Source organism: Bradyrhizobium sp. TM233 (genome assembly GCF_036247965.1).
Taxonomy (GTDB): domain Bacteria; phylum Pseudomonadota; class Alphaproteobacteria; order Rhizobiales; family Xanthobacteraceae; genus Bradyrhizobium; species Bradyrhizobium ottawaense.
Genome location: NZ_BTIG01000014.1, coordinates 75,984 through 100,572, shown reverse-complemented (window position 1 = coordinate 100,572; position 24,589 = coordinate 75,984). Strand labels below are relative to the sequence as shown.

The following is a 24,589-nucleotide window of genomic DNA, read 5'->3' as shown; positions in this document are numbered from 1 at the left end:
CTTTAGCCATCACGGCCGGTGCTTGGGCGGGTCCTTCGGCAAGTCAATCCGTTCGTGCGAAAATTCCGGCGGGCCTTCGGTGAGGCGGCGGATGCGGCGGTCGCGTTCGTCCACCGGCAATGCCGGATCGAGCAGCGTCTCGATCTCGTGGACCGCGACCTCTTCGATCCTGGTGGCGTCCGATGCGATCGGATGCACCGGGGAGAGCACCGGCGGCGCGACCTTCAGGCCCAGCTCGATCAGCTTGCAGATTGCATCCGAGCGGGTCAGCTGATGGGCTTCAGCCCAGGCATCGACGGCTGCCGTCAGTCTTTCGGGCATCTTCACCGCGCTGATCGGGTCAATGCCCGTGCGCCGGCGGACCGGAGAGGTGGAGTCCTTGTCGCCGAAGTCGGACACCTCGATCATCCCTTGCAAGCCTTGGAGCTGAGGACGATAGCCGCTCTTCCCGGCCGGCCGCTTGATGCCGATCAATGACACGCTGCGGCATTGCAACGCGGCCTCGTGTTGTTGTCGCCGTATCTTGTTGTCCTGGCCCGTTTCGGCCAATGATTGAAAGGGGCCGCCGGGCCGGCGAACCCGGATCGATCCTGCCACGTATTTGTTTCGCATTCCAACCATCCGGCATCTCCGATGACCTCAGGCGAATCCTTCTATGGCGGCATTCCCGTCTTCCGCGGCTTCACCAGCCTGATGGACCCCGCGCTCTATGCGCCGCTGCCGGACGATTGGAGTATCGGCGTCGCCGACATCGTCGACTCCACCAAGGCGATCGCGGCGCAGCGCTACAAGGCGGTGAACATGGCCGGCGCCGCCGTGATCGCGGCGGTGACCAACGCATTGGAGGGACGCGAATTCCCCTTCGTGTTCGGCGGCGACGGCGCGAGCTTTGCGGTTGCGCCAGGCGATCTCGAACCTGCCCGAGCGGCGCTGGCGGCAACCGCGACCTGGGTGCGGGAAGATCTCGATCTGACCATGCGGGTCGCGCTGGTGCCGGTCAGCGCCATCCGCGCGCAGGGCCTCGACGTGCGCGTCGCGCGCTTCGGGCCGTCAGCCAACCTGTCCTATGCGATGTTCTCGGGTGGCGGGCTCGCCTTCGCCGACGCAGCGATGAAGCGCGGGGAGTTTGCCGTCCCGGCAGCGCCGGCGGGCACGCAGCCCGATCTCTCGGGCCTGTCCTGCCGCTTCGAGGTGATACCGGCTTCACGCGGGCTGATCCTGTCGGTTCTGGTGATGCCGGCGCGCGGCGCCGACCCGCATGCCTTCCGCAAGGTGATCGAGGACATCATCCACCTCGTCGAGCGCAGCCCGGACGGCGCCCGTCCGGTACCGCCGCAGGGACCGCCGCTGAAATGGCCGCCGCAGGGGCTGGAGTACGAAGCCCGCACCAGGCGCGGTGGTCCGCTGCTCGCGCGCCGCGCCAGCGTGCTGGCCTATACGCTGTTCGTCTATCTGATCATGCGCTTCGACCTCAACGTCGGCGGCTTCGTGCCAAATGTCTACAGGCGTCAGGTGGTCGAGAACTCGGACTTCAGGAAATTTGACGACGGCCTGCGCATGATCCTCGACTGCACGCCGCAGCTCGAACGCGCGCTGAGCGACCGTCTGGCGATTGCGGCCCGTGACGGCATCGTACGCTACGGCCTCTACCAGCAGGATGCCGCCATGATGACGTGCTTCACGCCGTCGGCGCTGCGCAGCGATCACGTCCATTTCATCGATGGTGCGCGGGGCGGCTACGCCTCGGCGGCGACGGCGCTGAAGGCGATGATGGCGTAGGACGGTCTCGTGCCCCGGACGCAGCGCAGCACGCAGTGATGCGCTGCTGAGCCGGGGCCCATGTCTCGATCGTATCGTGCTGCTTTCTGGGTCCCGGCTCTGCGAAGCAGCGTTGCACGCTGCATCGCGTCCGGGACACGAGAGCGGAGTTACCGCGACCGCGTCCAGGTCTCGCCGCCGCAGAGCGCACCGACGCAGCCTTCGACCCGCAGCGAATCCGCGCCCGTCACGGAGATGCTGCTGGCATAGGTGCTGCCGTCGTCGGCATTGTAGATCTGGCCCGACCATTTGTTCGGACCGGAGGGCTGCATGCCGCTGAACAATGGCAGGCCGATCATCGGGCGCCTGGCGAGCGCGGGATTGGGATTCTTGCTGTCGCTGGCGGGCTGGCCGGTCGCGGTGTCGTAGGGCTCGCGCAGCCAGGCGACGACGCCGCAGATGCCGCCGCCGCACTTGCTGATCTTGACGCGCGCATCGCCCGCCTGTGTGAGCCATGTCCCGTCGGCGCTCTGCGCATGTGCGGCCGTCGCGCCGAGCAGCGCGGCGAGGAGGACGATGAGAGCGGCGAATCTGGACGTCATGGAGGGGGCCTCGAAAATGGAGCGCCTCCATAGCAGCCCGGCGGGATAGTGCAACGCCGGCTGGAATCACATTCCTGCGTTCATTTGCCGGTGTTCATTGACCTGCGATCATTTGTCCCAGCGCGCGAAGGCGACCGCGGCCGCGGTCGACAGGCCGAACACCGCCATGGCACCGCCGACCAGCGCGAACAAGGTCCAGGCCGGCGCCTGTGCCGTCATCAGGCCGACGCCGCCGATCGCGACGATCAGAAGCCGCGCGGTGGAGGCCAGCACCGGGCCGCCGACGCGCGCCGCGCCTTGCGAGGAGAAGTAGAGCGAGACGCCGATGCCGAAGAACACGAAGGTGGGACCGGCCCAGTGGAAATAGCTGTGCGCGGCGGCGGTGACGCCGGGATCCCGCGTGAAGAGCGCGACCCACAGCGATGGAGCGAGCGCGACAGCGAGCCCGATCAGGCCGACCGTCAATCCGGAAGCTGCAGCGGCGGTCCAGGCCACGCGCCGTGCGCGCTTCACCTGCCCGGCGCCCATCGCCATGCCGACCATCGGCACCGAGGCGATACCGAAGGCGAACGTGATCGGGATCAGCAAGAATTCCAGCCGCGAGCCGATGCCGTAGCCGGCCAGCATCTCGGTCCCGAACGTGGCCAGGATCTTCGTGAAGATCAAGATGGTGAGCACGGTCTGGAGCGGCGACAGGCAGGCCACCGCACCAACCTTGAGGATGTCCAGGAACATCGCGCGCTCGAAATGAAACGCGCGAAGCTTCAGCGGCAGCCGGCTGCGGCCGGAGGCCAGATACCAGAGGAAGAAGATCGCGGCGCAGGTGAACGCGATCAACTGGCCGCTGGCGACGCCCGGCATGCCGAAGGGCTTCACGCCGAACAGGCCGAGCCCCAACGTGCCGCCGAGCGCGATCTGCAGCACGCTCGTCCCGATCAGAATCATCGAGGGCAGGCGCATGTCGCCGGTGCCGCGGATCACCGAGGCCAGCGTGTTGACGAGCCAGATCGCGATCGCGCCGGAGAACAGCACCTGCGAATAGCCGCTGGCCTCCTCGAGCACGCGATCGCGTCCGCCGAGCAGCGTGAAGAACGAGCGGCCGAAGACGAGCATCATCACCGTGAAGAACAGCCCGCCGCAGAGGCCGATGATGGCGGCATGCAGCGCCAGCGTCGCGGCGCGGTCACGATCCCCTGCGCCGAGTGCGCGGCTGATCGCGGAGGAAACGCCGCCGCCCATCGCGCCCGCGCTCATCATCTGCGTCAGCATCGCGAACGGAAACACCAGCGCGATCGCGGCGAGCGGAATGGTGCCGAGGCGGCCGATATAGGAGGTCTCGGCAATCGCAACCAAAGTGCTGCCGACCATTGCGATCATGTTGGGGATCGCGAGCCGCAGCAGCGTCGGCAGGATCGGGGCCGTCAGCAGGCTGGCGATCGGGGAGGCGACCGGCGCAAGCGGCGGGACGGCGTCTAAGGGGGCGTCGATCGTCATGTTCACCGGACGGAATTTTAGATGATGATCGACATATTATAGGATGGCCAAGCCCCTGCGGCAGCCCTCAGGCCACGCAGGGCTCACCACGGCAGGCCGCATAGGTCGATGGTGCCCAAGGTCGGCGCGCGGACGATGTTGAAGACGTAGGGCGCCATGTCGGTGAAGCGGATCCGCCCCTCTGGCTGTTCGCAATAGACCTCGCCCTTGAAGGGCAGCCAGCTTCGGGTCTCGTAGAACGAAAAATTGTGTGGTTCGCAGAACAGCAGCGCGAACCGAGCGGCCTCGTTGGCGCGAATGGTGTGGATCGCCGCGTCGATCGCCACGGTCGCATAGCCGCGACCGCGCCGGTCCTCGCGGGTGCAGACCCCGCCGATGCCGCCGATATGAACCTTCTGCCCGTTCCAGGTGACGGTGCGGAAGTAGATGCCGACATGGCAGACGAGACCGTCCTCGGGCGTCTCGATCAGCACGCGCAGGTCCGCATTGGCCCATTTGACGTGAGCCCAGGGCTTGTCCGCGACCATCTGCGGTCCCCAGACCGCCTGATGCAGCGGCTGCGCGATCGGCCACGAGGCGTCGCCGTTCAAAATGTCGATCTCGATGCTCATGGCTTTGTCTCTCGCAACACGCTGCGCGGTTCCTTCGTTCTGTCATAACCGGTTCAAAGGCAATGATATTCTGCGGCGACCGACGGGCCGGGGGTTGAACGCCCCTCGGTGCGGCGAAGTTGTGCAATCCGGCCAAGCCGTGGCCTCGCGCCTTTTCGTAAATTGGCGGTATTTAACGGCGGTGGAACCTTCTATAAGAGTCCCCGTTAAGCCAGTTCCCCATCAGTCGCGGACAACATCCCATGACCTTTACGCTGCCCCCACTCCCTTACGCCTATGACGCCCTCGGCCAGTTCATGTCGAAGGAGACGCTGGAATTCCACCACGACAAGCATCATCAGGCCTACGTCACCAACGGCAACAACGCGCTCAAGGGGACCGAATGGGAAGGCAAGTCCCTTGAAGAGATCGTCAAGGGCTCGTTCGGCAAGAACCCCGCGGTGTTCAACAATGCCGGCCAGCACTACAACCACATCCACTTCTGGAGCTGGATGAAGCCCAATGGCGGCGGCACCAAGCTGCCGGGCAAGATCGAGAAGAAGATCAACGAGGACCTCGGCGGCTTCGAGAAGTTCAAGACCGACTTCCAGGCGGCCGGCGTCGGCCAGTTCGGCTCCGGCTGGTGCTGGCTCCAGGTCAAGAACGGCAAGCTCGAGATCTCCAAGACACCGAACGGCGAGAATCCGCTGGTGCATGGCGCCACCCCGATCCTCGGCTGCGACGTCTGGGAGCACTCCTACTACATCGACTACCGCAACCGTCGCCCTGATTATCTCAAGGCGTTCGTCGAGAACCTCGTGAACTGGGAATACGTCGAGTCCCTGTTCGAGAAGGCCTGAGTTTTACTCCGTCATCCCGGGGCGATGCGCAGCATCGAACCCGGGATCTCGAGATTCCGGGCTCGGCGCTACGCGCCGCCCCGGAATGACAGAAACAAAAGGCGGTCGCTCGCGGCCGCCTTTTTGCTGTGCGGAATTGCCCTGCGCGGTGCGCGCACCGGTCTGTCATCACACCGTTTGCATCGCTTCAGTGGCGCCCTTAATCAGGACGGGCATCACCCTCGAGCCGACCGAGCCCGTTGTCAGAACCTTCCCCGAAGAACCCGGCGCCTGCCGAGGACGCGGAGTCCGAACCGCGGCCGGGGCGCGTACGCAAGCCGATCGGCTGGTCGACCATCATCATCGCGGCGCTGGTGGCGGTCAGCGCGGGCCTGGTCTGGCGGCGTGATGGCACAGACGGTGTCCTGGAGATTCTCACGCACGACCTCTCGCTGTTCTCAGGCATCCTGCCGCGCGTGCTCGCCGGCTGCCTGCTCGGGGCCTTCATCTCGGAGATCTTGCCGCACGAAAAGGTCTCGCGCTCGCTCGGGCCGAAATCCGGCCTGACCGGCCTTCTGATCGGCACCGCCTTCGGCGCGATCCTGCCCGGCGGTCCGTTCACCGCCTATCCCGTGGCGAGTGCGCTGCTCGCGGTCGGTGCCGATTTCGGCGCCACCATCGCCATGGTCGTGAGCTGGACGCTGATCGGCTACGGCCGGGCGGTCGCCTGGGAAATCCCGATCATGGGCACCGACTTCACGCTGTGGCGGATTCTGATCTCGCTGCCGCTGCCGGTGCTCGCAGGGGCCCTCGGCCGCTTCGTCTATGTCCGGCTCTATCCGAAGCGCGAAAGCGACGAGGACGCGGCATGAGCGCCGCGCTCCTGATCGACATCCTGCTGTGGGGCTCGGTGCTCGGCGTCGGCCTGATCGCCTTCCGCCGCGGCGCTCCGGTGTTCAGGGCGTCGCTGCGCGAAGGCTCGATGGACTTCATCAACATCGTGCCGCGCATCGCGCTCGGGGTGATCGGCTCCGGCTACATCGCCGCCATCATCCCGCAGGAGGTGATCACCGGCTGGCTCGGCCCGGACAGCGGCTGGCTCGGGGTTGCGAGCGCCGTGGTCGCCGGTGCGGCCACGCCCGGCGGCCCCGTGATCGGCTTCTCCATCGGCACGGTGGCGCTGAAGTCCGGCGGCGGGGTACCCCAGGTGGTCGCCTATGTCGTCGCCTGGGCGCTGTTTGCCTTCCAGCGGGTGATTTTGTGGGAAATCCCGTTCATGCCGGCCCGTTTCGTCTGGTTCCGCTGCGCGGTGTCGGTGCCGTTTCCCTTCGTGGCGGCGGCCATCGCGATGGTGATCGGCAAGCCGTGAGCCGCCGTCTTCGGGCCGTCATTCCGGGTTCGGCTCTCTGAGCCGCCCCGGAACGACACCCGAGCCGTGGACAGGGGTAATGTTATAATATAACGTCCCGAAATGGTTCCCGCCGCGTCCCACGCCCATCATCACGACCATTCCCATGACCATCCACATGGCCACGCGCATTCGCATGGGCACGACCACAGCCATGCTCATGTCCATGATGCGGCCTCGCCGCATCCGGCCCAGGCGGCGCCCTGGTCGATCCTGCGCATGACCATGGCCGCGCGCCTTCTGGCCGCGCTCGCGGTCTGTGCCGTGCTCTGGGGCGTGGTCTTCCTGGCGATGAGGTGACGATGGCGGCGCTGCACTTTCACAACGTGACGCTGGGCTATGACCGGCATCCGGCCGTGCACCATCTCAACGGCGAGGTCGCGCGGGGCGCGCTGGTCGCCGTGATCGGCCCGAATGGTGCGGGCAAGTCGACCCTGCTGCGCGGCGTCGTCGGCATCCTCCGGCCGCTCGATGGCAGCATCCATCTCGGCGGGCTCGACTCGCGCGATATCGCCTATCTGCCGCAGAGCGCGGAGATCGACCGCAGCTTCCCGATCTCGGTGTTCGATTTCGTCGGCACCGGACTGTGGCGCGACGCCGGCCTGTTCGGCGGCATCGGCAAGGCCGCGCGCGGGAAGATCCTCCGCGCGATCGCCTCAGTCGGCCTCAACGGTTTCGAGAACCGCCCGATCGGCACGCTCTCGGGCGGCCAGATGCAGCGCGTGCTGTTCGCGCGCGTGCTGCTGCAGGATGCGCGTCTGATCGTGCTCGACGAGCCCTTCAACGCGATCGACAGCAAGACCACGGCCGACCTGCTCGCGCTGGTGAAGCATTGGCACGGCGAGGGCCGCACCGTGCTCGCCGCGCTGCACGACATGGAGATGGTGCGCAACCATTTCAGCGAGACGCTGGTGCTGGCGCGCGGCCCCGTGGCGTGGGGACCGACGGCGGAGGTGCTGACGCCGGAAAATCTGCTGGTGGCGATGCGCATGTGCGAGGCCTTCGACGATAGCGCCGCAGCCTGCGCCGCCGACGATGCCCGCTCGCAGGCAGCGTGATCGCAGATGCTCTATGACGCGCTGATCGGTCCGTTCACCGAATTCGAGTTCATGCGGCGAGCGCTTGCCGCGGTGATCGCGCTGTCGCTGGCGGGCGCGCCGATCGGCGTGTTCCTGATGCTGCGGCGGATGAGCCTGGTCGGCGATGCCATGGCGCATGCGATCCTGCCCGGCGCGGCGGTCGGCTTCCTGCTCTCCGGGCTCAATCTGTTCGCGATGACGGCCGGCGGCCTGATCGCCGGCTTTGCGGTGGCGATCCTCGCCGGCGTCGTGGCGCGCTCGACCGGCTTGAAGGAGGACGCTTCGCTCGCGACCTTCTACCTGGCCTCGCTGGCGCTCGGCGTCACCATCGTCTCGATCAAGGGCACCAATATCGACCTGCTGCACGTCTTGTTCGGCAACATCCTCGCGATGGACGACCAGACCCTGCTGGTGGTGGCCTTCAACGCCACGGTGACGCTGCTGGTGCTCGCGGTGATCTACCGGCCGCTGGTGATCGAGAGCGTCGATCCCTTGTTCTTGCGGACAGTCAGTCGCGCCGGCGGTCCAGCGCATCTCGCCTTCCTGGCGCTGGTCGTGATCAACCTCGTCAATGGCTTTCAGGCCCTCGGCACGCTGCTTGCGGTCGGCCTCATGATCCTGCCGGCGGGTATCGCGCGGTTCTGGTCACGCGATCTCACCGTCATGATCTGCATCGCCGTGATCGCCGCCGCGGCTTCCGGCTATGCCGGCCTCGTGCTGTCGTTCCAGACCCGCGTGCCGTCGGGCCCTGCGGTCATTCTGGTGGCGACGGTGCTCTACATCGTCTCCGTGCTGTTCGGCCGCGTCGGCGGCATCGTCCGGCAGCTGTTTCCCGGCCGGCATCTGGAAGCGTGACGATGCGCTTCCTTCTGCTCCTTGCCTTGCTGCTGATCGCCTCGCCGCTGCATGCGGCGGACCGGCTCAACGTCGTCGCCAGCTTCTCGATCCTCGGGGATTTCGTCCGCACCATCGGCGGTGACCGGGTCAACGTTACGACGCTGGTCGGCCCCGATAGCGACGTCCACGTTTATACGCCCGCGCCAAGCGATGCGAAGCGGGTCGCGGAGGCAAGGCTTGTCATCGTCAATGGGCTCGGCCTCGAGGGCTGGCTGCCGCGCCTCGTGCAGTCTTCCGGCAGCAAGGCGCAGGTCGTCACCGCGAGCGCCGGCATCACGCCGCTGAAGCTCGGCTCGGCCGCAGACCCCCATGCCTGGCAGTCCGTCCCCAACGCCAAAGTCTACGCAACCGACATCGCCAATGCGCTGGCCGCGGCCGCCCCGGATGATGCGGACTTCTTCCGGGCCCAGGCAAAAGCCTATCTGGAAAAGCTCGAAACGCTCGACCGCGAGGTCCGCGGGGCCGTGGCGAAAATCCCGCCGGAGCGGCGCAAGGTGATCTCCACCCATGACGCCTTCGGCTATTTTTCCGCCGAATACGGTATCCAGTTCATCGCGCCCCTGGGAGTCTCCACCGAAACCGAGCCGAGCGCCCGGGACATCGCGGCCATCATCGGCCAGATCAAGGCCCAAAAAATACCGGCCGTGTTCCTGGAAAATATCAGCGATGACCGGTTGATCCGGCGGATCGCGGCGGAGACCGGCTCAAAAGTCGGCGGGACCCTGATTTCGGACGGTTTGACCGGCGAAAAGGGGGCTGCACCCACTTACATTGATATGGTCAGGCACAATATAAAGGCCCTGACCAGTGCGCTTGACCACTAGGGCAGGGGCCACCCCGCCTCGCGTCGCGCGAAAAAGCCCTATGCCCGGAGTTGTTATGTCTGAAGCGACCTCCCAGAAAATCCCCGTGACCGTCCTGACCGGCTATCTCGGTGCCGGCAAGACCACGCTCTTGAACCGCATCCTGTCCGAGAACCACGGCAAGAAATACGCCGTCATCGTCAACGAATTCGGCGAGATCGGCATCGACAACGACCTCATCATCGGCGCCGATGAGGAAGTGTTCGAGATGAACAATGGCTGCATCTGCTGCACCGTGCGCGGCGACCTCGTGCGCATCATGGACGGCCTGATGAAGCGCAAGGGCAAGTTCGACGCCATCATCGTCGAGACCACCGGCCTTGCCGATCCGGCGCCGGTCGCCCAGACCTTCTTCGTCGACGAGGACGTGCAGAAGAACGCCCGCCTCGATGCGGTTGTCACGGTCGCCGACGCCAAATGGCTGTCCGACCGGCTCAAGGACGCGCCCGAGGCCAAGAACCAGATCGCCTTTGCCGATGTCATCGTGCTGAACAAGACCGATCTCGTCAGCAAGGGCGAGCTTGCCGAGGTCGAGGCCCGCATCCGCGGCATCAATCCCTATGCGAAGCTTCACCGCACCGAGCGCTGCTCGGTGGCCCTGGCCGACGTGCTCGACCGCGGCGCCTTCGACCTCGACCGCATCCTCGAGATCGAGCCGGATTTCCTGGAGGCCGACGACCATGATCATGATCACCACCATCACGGCCACGATCATCACCACCATGATCACGGCCACGGCCTGAAGCACTATCACGACGAGGACATGCAGTCGCTGTCGCTCAAGACCGACAAGCCGCTCGATCCGAACGTGTTCATGCCCTGGCTCCAGAATTTGGTGCAGGTCGAGGGCGGCAAGATCCTGCGCTCCAAGGGCATCCTCGCCTTCCACGACGACGACGACCGCTACGTCTTCCAGGGCGTCCACATGATGCTGGAGGGCGACCACCAGCGGAAGTGGAAGGAGGGCGAGAAGCGCGAGAGCCGCCTCGTCTTCATCGGCCGCGAATTGCCGGAAGAGGCGATCCGCAAGGGTTTTGAGAGCTGCATCGTCTCGTGATGAAAGAGTTTTCGCCGGCCCCCGATTCCGCCTCGATCGTCTCCGTCACCGATCGCGTCAAGCCTGTCACGCTCGGCATGGGCGTGACCTCGGTGTATTTCCTTGGCCCCCGCGCCGCCTTCGTCGGCGGCGAAGAGAACGTCGCGTTCGTGGACGCCCAAGGCGAAATCACGACGGTCGCCGTGCATAGCGGCGGCATTCTCTCGACGGCCTCCGACGGCAAGCGCCTTGTCATGGGCGGCGACGACGGCAAGGTCGTCTCGCTCGACGCCAAGGGCGAGGTGACGCTGCTCGCCACCGATCCCAAGCGACGCTGGATCGATGCGGTGGCGCTGCATGCGGACGGCTCCTACGCCTGGTCGGCCGGCAAGACGGCGTTCGTCAAGAGCGGCAAGCTTGATGAGAAGTCGCTCGAGGTGCCCTCGACCGTCGGCGGGCTTGCGTTCGCGCCGAAGGGCCTGCGGCTCGCGATTGCCCATTACAACGGCGCGACACTGTGGTTTCCGAACATGGCGGGATCAGCTGAATTCCTGCCCTGGGCCGGCTCGCATCTCGGCGTCACCTTCAGCCCGGACAACAAATTCCTGGTCACCACGATGCACGAGGCGGCGCTGCATGGCTGGCGGCTTGCGGACAACAGGCATATGCGCATGACCGGCTATCCCGGCCGCGTCCGCTCGATGTCCTGGAGCGCGGGCGGCAAGGCGCTGGCGACTTCGGGCGCCGACACCATCATCCTGTGGCCGTTCGCCAGCAAGGACGGCCCGATGGGCAAGGAGCCCGCAATGCTCGCGCCGCTGCAGGCGCGGGTGTCGGTGGTCGCCTGCCATCCGAAGAACGATATCCTCGCCGCCGGCTACAGCGACGGCACCGTGCTGATGGTGCGGCTGGAGGATGGCGCGGAGATCCTGGTCCGCCGCAACGGCACCCCGCCCGTGGCCGCGATCGCCTGGAACGCCAAGGGCACGCTGCTCGCCTTCGCCGATGAAAATGGGGACGGCGGAATGCTGGAGCTTTAATCTGTCATGGTTCCGGCCGTATAGGGGACCATGCGATTTCTGACGACCTTCCAGATTGCTGATTTTGCCGACACGCTGGTCAGCCTGTTCACGGCCTTCGTGCTGGGCACGCTGATCGGCGCCGAGCGGCAATATCGCCAGCGCACCGCGGGCCTGCGCACCAACGTGCTGGTCGCGGTCGGCGCCGCCGCGTTCGTCGATCTCGCCATGCATCTGACCGGCGCCGACGGCGCGGTGCGCGTGATCTCCTACGTCGTCTCCGGCATCGGCTTCTTGGGCGCCGGCGTCATCATGAAGCAGGGCATGGACGTCCGCGGGCTGAATACCGCGGCGACGCTGTGGGCCTCGGCCGCGGTCGGCTCCTGCGCCGGCGCCGACATGATCGCGCAGGCGGCCGCGCTGACTGTGTTCGTCATCGCCGGCAACACCATGCTGCGCCCGCTGGTCAATGCCATCAACCGCATCCCGCTGAACGAGAAGGCCTCCGAGGCGACCTACTATTTCAAGCTCGCGGTTGCGGCCGACGCCCTGCCCGAGATGCGCGACCGGCTCGTCGACAAGCTCGAAGCCGCGAAATATCCGGTGGCGGGTATCGAGGTCGTCGAGATCGGCGAGGACATGCTGGAGATTGTGGCGAAGCTGGTCGCGAGCGCGGTCGATCCGAACGAGTTGAACAATGTGGCGACCGATCTCCAGCACCTGCCGGGCGTGCGCCACGCGACCTGGGAAGTCAGCACGACGGAGTGAGCGCGGCGTTTTTGGCGCGCAGGCGTGCAGTTCCGCCTTGCCGGGAGGGGAACCCTGGTCGGGCAATTTCGTTGATTCCGCGGACAAAGGCGGGTGATCGACATGACAGTCAATGACAAGCGCAGACTGAAACTCGACCTGGTGATCGCCTGTTCGCTGTTCGCAGCAGGTGTCGTGGTGTCAGGCATATCGATCGCGCAGATCCGCGCCGAGAGCCGGCTGCAGGTGGCGCAGGCAACGCCGCCGCTGCAGGGCACCCCGTCTGACGATCAGGGCAAGACGCCGGCGGAATCCAAGCCGGGCGGCGACCGGCCGACCACGCCGGCCCCCGAGCCCGCGCGACCCGATCCGCAGACGCAAGGCGCGGCGACCAAGCCGGCACTGCCGCAGGCGCCCGCCGAGAAGATCGCGCCGCCGATGGAGAAGAAGTAGGTCTCTTCGTCATTCCGGGGCGCGCATAGCGCGAACCCGGAATCCATTCATCCGCATGTACTGCCGCCCGATGGATTCCGGGCTCGACGCTACGCGCCGCCCCGGAATGACGGGCGGAGAGAGGCGCCGTTTCACCGCACCAGAATATTCCGGAACTGCCAGGGATCGCTGCTGTCGATGTCTTCCGGAAACAGTCCCGGGCGATCCGTCAGCGGCGTCCAGTCGGTGTAGAAACCCTTGACCGGGCCGAGATAGGGCAGCTGGATTTCCAGCAGGCGATCGAAATCCATCTCGTCGGCTTCGACGATGCCTTCGTTCGGGTTTTCCAGCGCCCACACCATGCCGCCGAGAACGGCGGAGGTCACCTGCAGGCCGGTCGCGTTCTGGTAGGGCGCGAGCTTGCGGGTCTCCTCGATCGAGAGCTGCGAGCCGTACCAATAGGCATTGTTGTCGTGGCCGAACAGCAGCACGCCGAGCTCGTCGATGCCGTCGACGATCTCGTTCTCGTCGAGGATGTGGTGCTTCTCCTGCATCTTCGCGGCGCGGCCGAACATTTCGTGCAGCGACAGCACGGCATCGTCGGCCGGGTGATAGGCATAGTGGCAGGTCGGCCGGTAGACCGCCGTGCCCGATGCGTCGCGCACCGTGAAGTAATCGGCGATCGAGATCGACTCGTTGTGGGTGACGAGGAAGCCATATTGCGCGCCGCGGGTCGGGCACCAGGTGCGAACGCGCGTGTTGGCGCCGGGCTGCATCAGATAGATCGCTGCGCCGCAGCCGGCTTCGTGGGTCCGCGCGTTCTCGGGCATCCATTTTTCATGGGTGCCCCAGCCGAGCTCGGAGGGCTGCACGCCTTCCGACAGAAAACCTTCCACCGACCAGGTGTTGACGAAGACGTCGGGCTCTTTCGGCTTCTTCGCGCGCTGGGTATCGCGCTCGGCGATGTGGATGCCCTTGATGCCGGCCTGCCGCATCAAATCCGCCCATTCGGCCTTGGTCTTCGGTTTGGGCGCGTTGAGCTTCAGATCGGCGGCGACATTGAGCAGCGCCTGCTTGACGAAAAAGGAGACCATGCCGGGATTGGCGCCGCAGCAGGAGACCGCCGTCGTCGAGCCCGCGGGACGCGCGCGCTTGGCGGCCAGCGTCGCTTCGCGCAGGGCGTAGTTGGAGCGCGCTTCCGGTCCCTTGGAGGAATCGAAATAGAAGCCGAGCCAGGGCTCGTTGACGGTGTCGATGTAGAGAGCGCCGAGCTCGTTGCAGAGCTCCATGATGTCGGTGGAGCCGGTATCGACCGAGAGATTGACGCAAAAGCCCTGGCCGCCGCCTTCTGTCAGCAGCGGGGTCAGCAACTCGCGATAATTGTCCTTGGTCACGGCCTTCTGGATGAAGCGCACATTCTGCTTCTCGCAATGTGCCTTGCGGCCCTCGTCCTTGGGATCGATCACGGTGACGCGCGACTTGTCGTAGTCGAGATGCCGCTCGATCAGGGGCAACGTGCCTTTGCCGATGGAGCCGAAGCCGACCATGACGATGGGGCCGGTAATCTTGGCGTAGATCTGCGAGGCGGGGCTCATCAAGTATCTCCAGGAGAGCGTCTAAGTAAACGGTCTAGGTTGGGTGTGAGTGGATCAGGCGCTGCGGCGCTTGTCAGACGCTGCGGCGCTTGGCGGTGACTTCGATCTCTACCTTCATCTCGGGCTTGGCGAGGGCGCTGACGACCAGCAAGGTCGCGGCCGGCCTGATGTCACCGAGAACCTCACCGCAGACGGCGAAGTGGGCATCGATGGTGCTGGTGTCGGTGACGTAATAGGTCGCACGGACGATATCGGCCATCTCGAATCCGCCCTCCTTCAGGGCGGCTTCGATGGTCTTGAAGCAGTTGCGTGACTGGCTCGTGACGTCGGCCGGCATCGTCATCGTGGTGTAGTCATAGCCGGTGGTTCCCGCGACGAAGGCGAAATCGCCGTCGATCACGGCGCGGCTGTAGCCGACGGACTTTTCGAGGGGAGAGCCCGTGGAGATCAGGCGACGGGACATGTTTTGGACCTCGTCTGAAAGGGGTGTTTCGCGGGGTTAAAGGGCGTTTCTGGCGCCTGCGCAACCCCGAAAGAACCGGCGTCAGGACGGGCGCAGCCGGGCGTTGCCGCTTTACGCGGCTTGGGTCGTCGCCATCATGGCAATCCCTCAGGCCGCGTGCGCATGGAGGGCGCGAACTACCCTCCGTTTGGACAGGGGCGCGCCGGTCGGGACGATCATCCCCTCGGCGCCATCGAGCGCACCCGCCTGGAATTCGATCGCGAGCAGGCGGTCGCGTTCGAACGGGCCGGGCAGCGCCAGCGCGCCGGTCTTCTCGCCCGAGAAGCCGAAGCGGGCGTAATAGGGGGCGTCGCCGAGCAGGATGACGGCGGCATGCCCGCGCGCCCGGGCGGCGGCCAGCGCTTGATGCATCAGCGCGGCGCCGATCCCGAGCTCGCGGCAGGCAGGGTCCACCGCCAGCGGTCCGAGGACCAAAGCGGGCCTGCCTCCGGCGCTGACGTGCCACAGCCGCACGGTTCCCACGAGCTGTCCCTCGCGCAGCGCCGACAGGGCGAGCCCTGCGGCAGGCGCGCGTCCATCGCGCAGGCGCTGGCAGGTGCGGCCGTGGCGGGTCTCGCCAAAGCAGGCATCGAGCAGCGCTTCGCGCACGGCGACGTCGGCAGCACGCTCGCTGCGGATCGCAAACGGAGCGGCTTTCGAGGTGAGGGCGATCTGTGGCTTCCGAGGAGCAGTCATGGCGCGTCAGTCCCCGCTTGAATCCGTGCGCCAACGGCACGCGGGCTCAAGCGTCGTCAGAATGGCAATGTCAGGGGAGGAGCCGGCAAGCCGGCTCCCGGGTTCGTCAGGCCTCAGAGAAAGAGGCGGATCAGATGTGGTACGTCCTCAGCGGCGGGATGCCGTTGAACGCCACCGACGAGTAGGTCGACGTATAGGCCCCGGTGCCTTCGATCAGCACCTTGTCGCCGATCTCGAGCGTGACGGGAAGCGGATACGGGTTCTTCTCGTACAGCACGTCGGCGCTGTCGCAGGTGGGACCCGCGAGCACGCACGGCGTCATGTCCGCGCCGTCATGGGCGGTGCGGATGGCGTAGCGGATCGACTCGTCCATCGTCTCGGCGAGACCGCCGAACTTGCCGATGTCCAGGTACACCCAGCGCACCTCGTCCTCGTCGCTCTTCTTCGAGATGAGCACGACCTCGGATTCGATGACGCCGGCGTTACCCACCATGCCGCGGCCCGGCTCGATGATGGTCTCCGGGATCTGGTTGCCGAAGTGCTTGCGCAGCGCGCGGAAGATTGAGCGGCCGTAGGTCACGACCGGCGGCACGTCCTTCAGGTATTTGGTCGGGAAGCCGCCGCCCATGTTGACCATGGTCAGGTTGATGCCGCGCTCGGCGCAGTCGCGGAACACCTGCGAGGCCATCGCCAGCGCACGGTCCCACGCCTTCACCTTGCGCTGCTGCGAGCCGACATGGAACGAGATGCCGCACGGCTCCAGGCCCAGGCGCTTGGCAACGTCGAGCACCTCGACGGCCATTTCCGGGTCGCAGCCGAACTTGCGCGACAGCGGCCACTCGGCGCCGGCGCAATCATAGAGGATGCGGCAGAACACCTTCGCGCCGGGCGCGGCACGGGCGACCTTCTCGACCTCGGCGGCGCAGTCCACGGCGAACAGCCGGATGCCGAGCGCGAAGGCGCGCGCGATGTCGCGCTCCTTCTTGATCGTGTTGCCGAAGGAGATGCGGTCCGGGGTTGCACCCGCGGCCAGCGCCATCTCGATCTCGGCGACCGTGGCGGTGTCGAAGCAGGAGCCCATGGATGCCAGCAGCGCGAGCACTTCCGGCGCCGGGTTCGCCTTGACGGCGTAGAACACGCGGCTGTCGGGCAGCGCCTTGGCAAACGTCTGGTAATTGTCGCGCACGACCTCGAGGTCGACGACGAGGCACGGCTCGATGTCGAGGCCATCCTTGCGGCGGTTGCGCAGGAATTCCTGAATACGTTCGGTCATAGCACTCTCCCAAACGGCCCAGCGACGGGGATCCGTTCAAAAAATGTCGTCGGATAAGCGCCCCGGCCAGATCACGCGATGGAGGCGTGACGAGCCAAAGACTCAAATCAGACTGTGCTGCCGTGGATTGGTTGGGAATTTCCCGCCCGCACACCTGGCAATGAAGGACAAGCCTTTTCAGTAGCCCGCGCCGGCGTTGGACTGCCGGTAGAGACCAAAAAAGCCCGATCCGTCGTTGCTTTAAGTCGCGTCCCCCGTTGAGAGCGGGGTGCGCCGGTTCGCCTCCGGCTGCCAGTCACGGTTGCAAAAAGTGAAGTCACCTTCGACAAGGCATCTCTTTGAGAGAGATGCTGGACGCTCCGGGTTTGCTTCCTCGTCCGACCTTTCGGTCTTCCGACTTCCGCACTTCCGAAGAGCCCCTCGGCTTCTTCACCCCTTGGCGGCTGTCCGGCCTCTTGTCCGGATACCTACCGACTGACACACGACCACAGGCACGTGCGAAATTGGGCAAGAGCGCACATAAGCGTTTTGACTCTGCTTCGCAAGATTTTTTTTAGGCTGAGAACAGAATTGCCTAACATCTGCTTGCGCAGTGTTGCGCGAGCGACGCGGAAGATGAACGGGCGTTAAGTTTTGGAGCCTCGTGCGCGCGTCACTCGCGCGCGAGCAGCGTCAGCCGCGCTTCGTGAAGGGCTCGACGCGCTGGGCTGCGCGGATGAAGGCGGTCATCACGAGCACGCCGAGCGCGAACAACACGGCCTGCAGGATGTGCGTGCCCTGATCGCCGAGCCCGAACAGGATCGCCAGCGCCCAGCCGCCCGCGAAGGCCGCGCCGAACACCTCGGCGCCGATGAGAATGGCGGCGCTGATGACGGTGATGACGCTGGGCCAGACGATCCGGCGGGAGGACGAGGAAGGCGCGTTCATGGGGCTCAGGGGTCCTGACTTCGAGGGCCGCAATCTCTCCGAAAAGGCGGGCGGGAGCAAGGCCAAATGGCCCAAAAAAGCCCCATCGCGTGCTATAGCTGGCCGCAACAATTGAGCCACGAAATCGGGACTTGTGATGTCAGAACCCCGCCAAATTACGGACTCCGAGACCAACCCGCTGCTGAAGGCCTGGGTCACGCCGTTTGCGACCCCGCCCTTCGACGAGATCAAGCCGGAGCACTTCCTGCCGGCCTTCGAGCAGGCCTTTGCCGACCACTCCGCCGAGATCGCGGCGATCACCAACGATCCGGCCGCGCCCGACTTCGCCAACACCATCACGGCGCTGGAGCGCTCGGGCAAGCTGCTGAGCAAGGTGGCGGCCGTGTTCTACGACCTCGTCTCGGCGCATTCCAACCCGGCCATCCTGGAGATCGACAAGGAGGTCTCTCTGCGGATGGCCCGGCACTGGAATCCGATCATGATGAACGCTGTGCTGTTCGGCCGCATCGCCCAGCTGCACGAGAACCGCGCCAATCTGGATCTGGCTCCGGAGCAGCTTCGCCTGCTTGAGCGCACCTATACTCGCTTCCACCGCGCCGGCGCCGGCCTCTCCGAGGAGGCCAAGACGCGGATGGCCGAGATCAACGAGCGGCTCGCCCAACTCGGCACCAGCTTCAGCCATCATCTGCTCGGCGACGAGCAGGACTGGGTCATGGAGCTCGGGGAGGCCGACCGCCAGGGCCTGCCGGAGAGCTTCGTCGCCAGCGCCAAGGCTGCGGCAGAAGAGCGCGGCATGGAAGGCAAGGCCATCGTCACGCTGTCGCGCTCCTCGGTCGAACAGTTCCTGAAGAGCTCAGCCCGGCGCGACCTGCGCGAGAAGGTCTACAAGGCTTTCACCGCGCGGGGCGACAACGGCAATGCCAACGACAACAATGGAACCATCGTCGAAGTCCTGAAGCTGCGCGAAGAAAGCGCCAAGCTGCTGGGCTACCCGACCTTCGCCGCTTATCGGCTGGAGGACTCCATGGCCAAGACGCCGGATGCGGTGCGGAGCCTCTTGGAGCGGGTCTGGAAGCCGGCGCGGGCGCGGGCGCTTGCCGACCGCGACGACATGCAGGCGCTGATCACGGAAGAGGGCGGCAATTTCAAGCTCGCCCCCTGGGACTGGCGCTTCTACGCCGAGAAGCTGCGCCTTCAGCGCGCCAATTTCGACGACGCCGCGATCAAGCCGTATCTTTCGCTCGACCACATGATCGCCGCCGCCTTCGACTGCGCCACGCGCCTGTTCGGCATCACCTTCGAGGAGCGCAAGGACGTTCCGGTCTGGCACCCCGACGTCCGGGTCTGGGAGGTCAGGGGCCCCGACGGCAAGCACAAGGCGCTGTTCTATGGCGACTACTTCGCCCGGCCGTCGAAGCGCTCCGGCGCCTGGATGACCTCGCTGCGCGACCAGCAGAAGCTCGACGGCGACGTCGCGCCGCTGGTTCTCAATATCTGCAATTTTGCCAAGGGCGCCGGCGGCGAGCCCGCGCTGCTGTCGCCCGACGACGCCCGCACCCTGTTCCACGAGTTCGGCCATGGCCTGCACGGCATGCTCTCCAACGTGACCTATCCGTCGCTGTCGGGCACCTCCGTGTTCACCGATTTCGTCGAGCTGCCGTCGCAGCTCTACGAGCACTGGCAGGAGCGGCCCGAGGTGCTGCAGAAGTTCGCCCGTCACTACCAGACCGGCGAGCCGCTGCCCGACGAGCTGTTGCAACGGTTCCTGGCCGCGCGAAAATTCAACCAGGGCTTTGCCACGGTCGAGTTCGTCTCCTCGGCCCTGGTCGATCTCGAATTCCATACCCAGCCTGCCGCCGCAGCCAGCGACGTGCGCGCCTTCGAGAGACGCGAGCTGGAGAAGATCGGCATGCCCGAAGAGATCGCGCTGCGTCACCGGCCCACGCAGTTCGGTCACATCTTCACCGGCGACCATTATGCCGCCGGTTATTACAGCTACATGTGGTCGGAGGTGATGGACGCCGACGCGTTCGGCGCGTTCGAGGAGGCCGGTGACATCTTCGATCCCGCCGTCGCCAAGCGCCTGCATGACGATATCTACGCCTCGGGTGGATCGGTCGATCCGGAAACCGCCTATGAAGCCTTCCGCGGCCGTCCTCCGGAGCCCGACGCGCTTCTCCGCCGCCGCGGGCTGCTCGACGACGCGAAGGCCGCCTGATGGGCATGCGCGCCCTGTTCGGATTGCTGCTCGCCGCCGGCCTGTCACTCGCGGCGGGCGCGGCGCGTGCGCATCCGCATGTCTGGATCACCGCGACCAGCGAATTGCTCTACGCCGAGGACGGCTCGATCACCGGCGTCCGCCACAGCTGGACGTTTGATGACATGTTCTCGACCTATGCGGTGCAGGGGCTCGAGAGCAAGACCAAGGGCGCCTATACGCGCGAGGAGCTCGGGCCGCTGGCGCAGACCAACGTGGAGTCGCTCAAGGAATACGCTTACTTCACCTTTGCGCGAGCCGACGGCAAGAAGGAGCGATTCCAGGAACCGGTCGACTATTTCCTCGACTACAAGGATACGGTCCTGACCCTGCACTTCACGCTGCCGCTGAAGAACCCGGTCAAGCCGAAGCAACTGGTGCTCGAAGTGTTCGACCGCTCCTTCTTCATCGACTTCCAGATGGCCAAGGAGAGCCCGGTGAAACTGGTGGGCGCGCCCGCCGGCTGCCAGATGAAGCTGGAGCGCCCGAGCGACGGCACCGCGAGCGCGCAGAAGCTCAACGAGCAGACCTTCATGAACGGCGAGAACTCGAATTTCGGCATGATGTTCGCCAACAAGATCACGGTGGATTGCCCTTGATCGGTCGTCTTCAGTCTCCGATTGCCCGCGGGCTTCTTGTCTGCGCCGCCGTTGTCCTCGTCGTGGGCGTGGCTGATGCCGCGCTTCACGATGTCTTCGCGCAAAACCCCTTTGGCGCGCCGCGGCCGGCGCAGGCGGCCCAGCCCGAGGCCGGCGGCCTCATCGGCTGGCTATTGGCCAAACAGTCGGAATTCTATCGGCAGATGTCGGCGACCATCCGCGCCGCCAAGTCCGACGGCTCGGCGGTGTGGACACTGCTGTTCATCTCGTTTGCCTACGGCATCTTCCACGCCGCCGGCCCCGGCCATGGCAAGGCAGTGATCGCCTCCTATCTCGTCGCCAACCGCGAGACCGCGCGGCGCGGCATCGCGCTGTCGTTCGCCTCGGCGCTGATGCAGTCGCTGGTCGCGATCCTCATCGTCGGCATCTCGGCCTGGGTGCTGAATGCGACGGCCAAGACCATGTGCAAGGCGGAAGGGGCGATCGAGATCGCGAGTTACGCCCTGATCGCGCTGTTCGGGCTGCGCCTCGTCTGGGTCAAGGGCAGCACGTTCATCCGGGCGCTGCAGGCGGCCCAGCCGGTGCCGGCGATCGCCGGCGTGCCGCACGATCATGATCACGGTCATCACCATTATCACGATGCCCACGATCATCACGATCACGGTCATGATCATCACCACGATCATGGTCATGCGCACGCCCAAGCCCACCACGGGCATGACCACGTCCATGACGAACATTGCGGCCATTCCCATGGCCCGACGCCGAGCGAGCTCGCCGGCCCCGGCGGCTGGCGGCGCGGGTTTGCCGCGATCCTCACTGTTGGGATCCGCCCCTGCTCGGGCGCGATCCTGGTGCTGGTGTTCGCGCTCGCCCAGGGCCTGTTCTGGGCCGGCATCGCCGCCACCTTCCTGATGGGATTGGGCACCGCGATCACGGTTGCGGCCATCGCAGTCGTCGCCGTCTCCGCCAAGGACATCGCCGCCCGCCTCAGCGCCGGGCGCGACGGCGGCGGTGCGCTGTTCATGCGCGGCATCGAATTCGCTGCCGCCGGTGTCGTGCTGCTGTTTGGCGCGGGCCTGTTGTTCGGCTACATCGCGGCCGAACGGACGACGTGTTTCTAGGCACACTCGTGCCCCGGACGCAGCGCAAAGTCCCTTCGGCGGTGCGCTGCAGAGCCGGGGCCCATCTCTCCGCGCATTAGGACGTAGCTTTCTGGATCCCGGCTCTGCGGAGCAGCGGCATAAGCGCGTTTACGCGCGTCTTCGACGCGCTATGGCGCTGCACCGCGTCCGGGACACCACAACTCACACCGGCAAAAACCGCTTCAGCGCCGGCATGAAGAAGATCCCGAGATTGATCGCAAAGCCGATGCTCCAGAGGATCGAGCGTAGCGTCGGGCGATTGCCGAGATAGGTCAGCACATAGGCGATCCGCACGATCAGGAACAGGGCCGCGAGTTCGTCGATCAGCCGCTGCGGCGAGTCCCGGTATTCGGCGAGCAGCACCGCGAAGGCGAAAAACGGGAAGGTCTCGATGCCGTTCTGGTGCGCGCCGAGCGCGCGCTGCGAGAGCGGGTCCTCGTAGAAGGCGGGGTCGCGTGGCCGGGAATTGTCGAAGCGGCGAAACCTGATCCATTTGATCGAGGCGATCGTCGACAGATAGAGCAGCAGCGCTCCAAAGACGCACCATTCCGCGAGTGTCATCTTTGCCTCCCCCGCCTGGGTGCGACCCTAGCGAAACCGGCCTCATCTTGACAAGTTCGGACCAACGCGCGACCCACAGAGCCATGACCAGTGTCGTCCCCATCGAGGCCGCGAGACCGGCCGCCCAATCCGCCCTGCCGCGCGCTGGCGTGCTCCTGATCAATCTCGGAACGCCCGACACGGCCGATGCGCCGGGCGTGCGGGTCTATCTCAAGGAGTTCCTCTCGGACGCCCGCGTCATCGAGGATCAGGGCCTGGTCTGGAAGTTCGTGCTGAACGGCATCATCCTGCGCAGCCGTCCCCGCACCAAGGCGCTCGACTACCAGAAGATCTGGAACACCGAGCAGAACGAGTCGCCGCTGAAGACCATCACGCGGTCGCAGAGCGACAAGCTGGCCGCCGCCCTGTCGGACCGCGCCAACGTCGTGGTCGATTGGGCGATGCGCTACGGCAATCCCTCGATCAAGTCGGGCATCGACGCATTGATCGCGAAGGGCTGCGAGCGCATCCTGGCGGTCCCGCTTTATCCGCAATATTCCGCCTCGACGTCTGCGACGGTCTGCGACGAAGTGTTCCGCGTGCTCGCCCGTTTGCGTAACCAGCCGACGCTGCGGGTGACGCCGCCTTATTACGAGGACGCGGCCTATATCGAGGCGCTTGCCGTCTCGATCGAGACGCATCTGGCAACCCTGTCCTTCAGGCCGGAGCTGATCGTGGCGTCGTTCCACGGCATGCCGAAATCCTATGTCGACAATGGCGATCCCTATCAGCAGCACTGCATCGCCACCACCGAGGCGCTGCGCCGCCGGCTCGGCATGGACGAGACGAAGCTGCTGCTGACCTTCCAGTCGCGCTTCGGCAATGCCGAGTGGCTCCAGCCCTACACGGACAAGACCATGGAGCGGCTCGCGAAGGAAGGCGTGCGTAGGATCGCGGTGGTGACGCCAGGGTTTTCCGCGGACTGCCTGGAGACGCTGGAGGAGATCGCGCAGGAGAATGCCGAGATCTTCAAGCACAATGGCGGCGAGCAGTTTTCCGCGATCCCCTGCCTCAACGACAGTGAGCCGGGCATGGACGTGATCCGCACCCTGGTGCTGCGCGAGCTTCAGGGCTGGATCTGATGGGCGTCCCATGAACCGCCGTGAGTGTCTGGCGCTTCTTGGGATGCTCACGGCAATGCCGTCATCAGTGCTGGCGCAGCAGCCCGCGCGCCGGCTCGGCGTGCTCTCGGTCACGGCCGCCGACGATGTGATCGGGCAGACGCGCAGCGCGATCCTGGTCGAAGCGCTCGGCCGCCACGGCTGGAAGGAGCACGACAATCTCAGGATCGACTGGCGCAGCGGCGCCGGCGACCGTACGCGGATCGCTCGCCTCGCCGATGAGCTGATCGCGCTCAACCCCGACATCCTGCTCGCGGTCGGCACGCCCTCGGTGGAGGAGCTGCGCCGGCGCACCACGACGATCCCGATCGTGTTCGCCGTGGTCACCGATCCCGTCAGCCAGGGCTTTGTCGAAAACCTTGCGCATCCCGGCGGCAACATTACCGGCTTCACCGATTACGACGGCCCGCTGGCCGGCAAATGGCTGGAAATGCTGACGCAGGTCACGCCAAAGGTGTCCCGCGTTGTCGTCGTCTACAATCCCGCCACCGCGCCGTTCGCGCCGCTGATGCTGCGCACGATCGAAGACGCGGCACGGACCCTCCATGTGACGGTCGAGCCCGCGCCGGTGAATGACGCCGCCTCCATCGCGGCGCTGGCTTCGCGGAGGGATGGCGGCTTTCTGATCCTGCCGGACTTCTTCACCATGGCCAACCGCGGCCAGCTTCTGGCGGCAATCGCGCAGGCGCGCGTGCCCGCGGTGTTCTGGAGCCGCACCTTCGTCGGTGAGGGCGGGCTGATGTCCTACAGCACCGACAGCGCCGAGCAGCTCCGCCGCGCCGCGGACTATATCGATCGCATCCTGAAGGGCGCGCGGCCAGCCGACCTGCCGGTGCAGAACCCCACCAAGTTCGAGCTCGCGGTCAACCTCAAGACGGCCAGGGAGTTCGGCGTCACACTTCCCCCGGGCCTCATCGCACTCGCGAATGACGTGATCGAATGAAGTCGTCCAACGTGCGCCTTCGGATTCGTCAATTTTCGCCGCTAGGTTTGCGCCTGCACGCTTTCAAGGGCCCGCCGCAAATACATATCGTGATCCTTGCCCGCCTCCACGGCTTGTGCAGAATTAGCCCGATACCGACGTGAATTGCGACCGCTGAACCGGTAGGG

General features: G+C 65.7%; 27 protein-coding genes. 17 read left to right on the top strand and 10 right to left on the bottom strand.

Annotation, left to right across the window (positions count from 1 at the left end; genetic code table 11):
- Window positions 1–9: 9 nt before the first annotated feature.
- Complete coding sequence (locus tag AABA86_RS25435; protein WP_212252802.1) at window positions 10–408, bottom strand: hypothetical protein; 399 nt, start codon at window positions 406–408, stop codon at window positions 10–12.
- A gap of 225 nt (window positions 409–633) precedes the next feature.
- Between AABA86_RS25435 and AABA86_RS25430 the strand changes: the two genes are divergently transcribed.
- Window positions 634–1,779, top strand: coding sequence for a DUF3095 domain-containing protein (locus AABA86_RS25430; RefSeq protein ID WP_338308829.1), 1,146 nt, complete (start codon window positions 634–636; stop codon window positions 1,777–1,779).
- A 149-nt stretch (window positions 1,780–1,928) separates the two neighbouring features.
- Here AABA86_RS25430 and AABA86_RS25425 read toward each other — a convergent pair whose 3' ends face one another.
- The 3 genes from AABA86_RS25425 to AABA86_RS25415 all read right to left on the bottom strand — a co-directional run bounded on the left by AABA86_RS25425 (window position 1,929) and on the right by AABA86_RS25415 (window position 4,465).
- A complete protein-coding gene (locus tag AABA86_RS25425) occupies window positions 1,929–2,360 on the bottom strand; it encodes a DUF2147 domain-containing protein (protein ID WP_338308828.1) in 432 nt (143 codons plus the stop codon).
- 108 nt (window positions 2,361–2,468) lie between these two features.
- Window positions 2,469–3,854, bottom strand: coding sequence for an MATE family efflux transporter (locus tag AABA86_RS25420; RefSeq protein ID WP_338308827.1), 1,386 nt, complete (start codon window positions 3,852–3,854; stop codon window positions 2,469–2,471).
- An 83-nt stretch (window positions 3,855–3,937) separates the two neighbouring features.
- Complete coding sequence (locus AABA86_RS25415) at window positions 3,938–4,465, bottom strand: GNAT family N-acetyltransferase (RefSeq protein ID WP_338308826.1); 528 nt, start codon at window positions 4,463–4,465, stop codon at window positions 3,938–3,940.
- Between the two features lie 242 nt (window positions 4,466–4,707).
- Between AABA86_RS25415 and AABA86_RS25410 the strand changes: the two genes are divergently transcribed.
- From AABA86_RS25410 to AABA86_RS25360, 11 genes are all read left to right on the top strand, one after another.
- Window positions 4,708–5,304: a superoxide dismutase gene (locus tag AABA86_RS25410; RefSeq protein WP_028139981.1), complete on the top strand. Its 597-nt coding sequence runs from the start codon at window positions 4,708–4,710 to the stop codon at window positions 5,302–5,304.
- A 239-nt stretch (window positions 5,305–5,543) separates the two neighbouring features.
- Window positions 5,544–6,155, top strand: a complete 612-nt coding sequence (locus AABA86_RS25405) for a permease (protein WP_212252662.1) — start codon at window positions 5,544–5,546, stop codon at window positions 6,153–6,155.
- Window positions 6,152–6,652 (top strand): hypothetical protein, encoded by a 501-nt coding sequence (locus tag AABA86_RS25400; RefSeq protein ID WP_212252664.1) that lies wholly within the window; start codon window positions 6,152–6,154, stop codon window positions 6,650–6,652. The genes AABA86_RS25405 and AABA86_RS25400 overlap by 4 nt, the downstream gene beginning before the upstream one ends.
- A 102-nt stretch (window positions 6,653–6,754) precedes the next feature.
- On the top strand, window positions 6,755–6,991 hold the full coding sequence (locus AABA86_RS25395) for a hypothetical protein (RefSeq protein ID WP_212252666.1): 237 nt from the start codon (window positions 6,755–6,757) through the stop codon (window positions 6,989–6,991).
- Between the two features lie 2 nt (window positions 6,992–6,993).
- On the top strand, window positions 6,994–7,749 hold the full coding sequence (locus AABA86_RS25390; RefSeq protein WP_338308825.1) for a metal ABC transporter ATP-binding protein: 756 nt from the start codon (window positions 6,994–6,996) through the stop codon (window positions 7,747–7,749).
- A gap of 6 nt (window positions 7,750–7,755) precedes the next feature.
- Window positions 7,756–8,625: a metal ABC transporter permease gene (locus AABA86_RS25385; RefSeq protein WP_038950611.1), complete on the top strand. Its 870-nt coding sequence runs from the start codon at window positions 7,756–7,758 to the stop codon at window positions 8,623–8,625.
- A gap of 2 nt (window positions 8,626–8,627) precedes the next feature.
- Window positions 8,628–9,491 carry a metal ABC transporter solute-binding protein, Zn/Mn family gene (locus tag AABA86_RS25380; RefSeq protein WP_338308824.1) on the top strand — a complete coding sequence of 288 codons (864 nt, stop codon included), beginning with the start codon at window positions 8,628–8,630 and terminating at the stop codon, window positions 9,489–9,491.
- A 55-nt stretch (window positions 9,492–9,546) separates the two neighbouring features.
- Complete coding sequence (locus AABA86_RS25375; RefSeq protein ID WP_212252672.1) at window positions 9,547–10,587, top strand: CobW family GTP-binding protein; 1,041 nt, start codon at window positions 9,547–9,549, stop codon at window positions 10,585–10,587.
- A complete protein-coding gene (locus tag AABA86_RS25370) occupies window positions 10,587–11,606 on the top strand; it encodes a WD40 repeat domain-containing protein (RefSeq protein ID WP_338308823.1) in 1,020 nt (339 codons plus the stop codon). The genes AABA86_RS25375 and AABA86_RS25370 overlap by 1 nt, the downstream gene beginning before the upstream one ends.
- 30 nt (window positions 11,607–11,636) lie before the next feature.
- Window positions 11,637–12,353 (top strand): MgtC/SapB family protein, encoded by a 717-nt coding sequence (locus tag AABA86_RS25365; protein WP_338308822.1) that lies wholly within the window; start codon window positions 11,637–11,639, stop codon window positions 12,351–12,353.
- Window positions 12,354–12,455: 102 nt separating this feature from the next.
- Window positions 12,456–12,785: a hypothetical protein gene (locus tag AABA86_RS25360; RefSeq protein ID WP_338308821.1), complete on the top strand. Its 330-nt coding sequence runs from the start codon at window positions 12,456–12,458 to the stop codon at window positions 12,783–12,785.
- Between the two features lie 131 nt (window positions 12,786–12,916).
- Here AABA86_RS25360 and AABA86_RS25355 read toward each other — a convergent pair whose 3' ends face one another.
- The 5 genes from AABA86_RS25355 to AABA86_RS25335 form a co-directional block, all read right to left on the bottom strand.
- Entirely contained in the window at window positions 12,917–14,359 is a 1,443-nt protein-coding gene (locus AABA86_RS25355) for a homospermidine synthase (protein ID WP_338308820.1), read from the bottom strand.
- Between the two features lie 73 nt (window positions 14,360–14,432).
- Window positions 14,433–14,822 (bottom strand): RidA family protein, encoded by a 390-nt coding sequence (locus AABA86_RS25350; protein ID WP_338308819.1) that lies wholly within the window; start codon window positions 14,820–14,822, stop codon window positions 14,433–14,435.
- A gap of 147 nt (window positions 14,823–14,969) precedes the next feature.
- Complete coding sequence (locus AABA86_RS25345; protein WP_212252682.1) at window positions 14,970–15,557, bottom strand: GNAT family N-acetyltransferase; 588 nt, start codon at window positions 15,555–15,557, stop codon at window positions 14,970–14,972.
- Between the two features lie 130 nt (window positions 15,558–15,687).
- Complete coding sequence (locus AABA86_RS25340; RefSeq protein WP_212252684.1) at window positions 15,688–16,830, bottom strand: type III PLP-dependent enzyme; 1,143 nt, start codon at window positions 16,828–16,830, stop codon at window positions 15,688–15,690.
- Window positions 16,831–17,502: 672 nt separating this feature from the next.
- Window positions 17,503–17,757, bottom strand: a complete 255-nt coding sequence (locus AABA86_RS25335; RefSeq protein WP_212252686.1) for a hypothetical protein — start codon at window positions 17,755–17,757, stop codon at window positions 17,503–17,505.
- Between the two features lie 136 nt (window positions 17,758–17,893).
- Here AABA86_RS25335 and AABA86_RS25330 point away from each other — a divergent pair, with 136 nt between their 5' ends.
- Genes AABA86_RS25330 through AABA86_RS25320 form a run of 3 tightly spaced genes read left to right on the top strand, consistent with a single transcriptional unit; the run spans window position 17,894 to window position 21,737 of the window.
- Entirely contained in the window at window positions 17,894–19,975 is a 2,082-nt protein-coding gene (locus tag AABA86_RS25330; RefSeq protein WP_338308818.1) for a M3 family metallopeptidase, read from the top strand.
- The gene (locus AABA86_RS25325; RefSeq protein WP_338308817.1) at window positions 19,975–20,613 is read left to right on the top strand and encodes a DUF1007 family protein; all 639 of its coding nucleotides are present in this window, start codon (window positions 19,975–19,977) and stop codon (window positions 20,611–20,613) included. Before AABA86_RS25330 ends, AABA86_RS25325 begins: the two co-directional genes overlap by 1 nt.
- The gene (locus AABA86_RS25320; protein ID WP_338308816.1) at window positions 20,604–21,737 is read left to right on the top strand and encodes a nickel/cobalt transporter; all 1,134 of its coding nucleotides are present in this window, start codon (window positions 20,604–20,606) and stop codon (window positions 21,735–21,737) included. The genes AABA86_RS25325 and AABA86_RS25320 overlap by 10 nt, the downstream gene beginning before the upstream one ends.
- Before the next feature lie 183 nt (window positions 21,738–21,920).
- Here the strand turns inward: AABA86_RS25320 and AABA86_RS25315 are convergent, their stop codons facing one another.
- On the bottom strand, window positions 21,921–22,319 hold the full coding sequence (locus AABA86_RS25315; protein ID WP_338308815.1) for an MAPEG family protein: 399 nt from the start codon (window positions 22,317–22,319) through the stop codon (window positions 21,921–21,923).
- An 83-nt stretch (window positions 22,320–22,402) separates the two neighbouring features.
- Here AABA86_RS25315 and hemH point away from each other — a divergent pair, with 83 nt between their 5' ends.
- Both hemH and AABA86_RS25305 read left to right on the top strand, forming a co-directional pair.
- Window positions 22,403–23,440 carry a ferrochelatase gene (hemH, locus tag AABA86_RS25310; RefSeq protein WP_212252696.1) on the top strand — a complete coding sequence of 346 codons (1,038 nt, stop codon included), beginning with the start codon at window positions 22,403–22,405 and terminating at the stop codon, window positions 23,438–23,440.
- 10 nt (window positions 23,441–23,450) lie between these two features.
- Window positions 23,451–24,422, top strand: coding sequence for an ABC transporter substrate-binding protein (locus tag AABA86_RS25305; protein WP_338308814.1), 972 nt, complete (start codon window positions 23,451–23,453; stop codon window positions 24,420–24,422).
- Window positions 24,423–24,589: the final 167 nt, after the last annotated feature.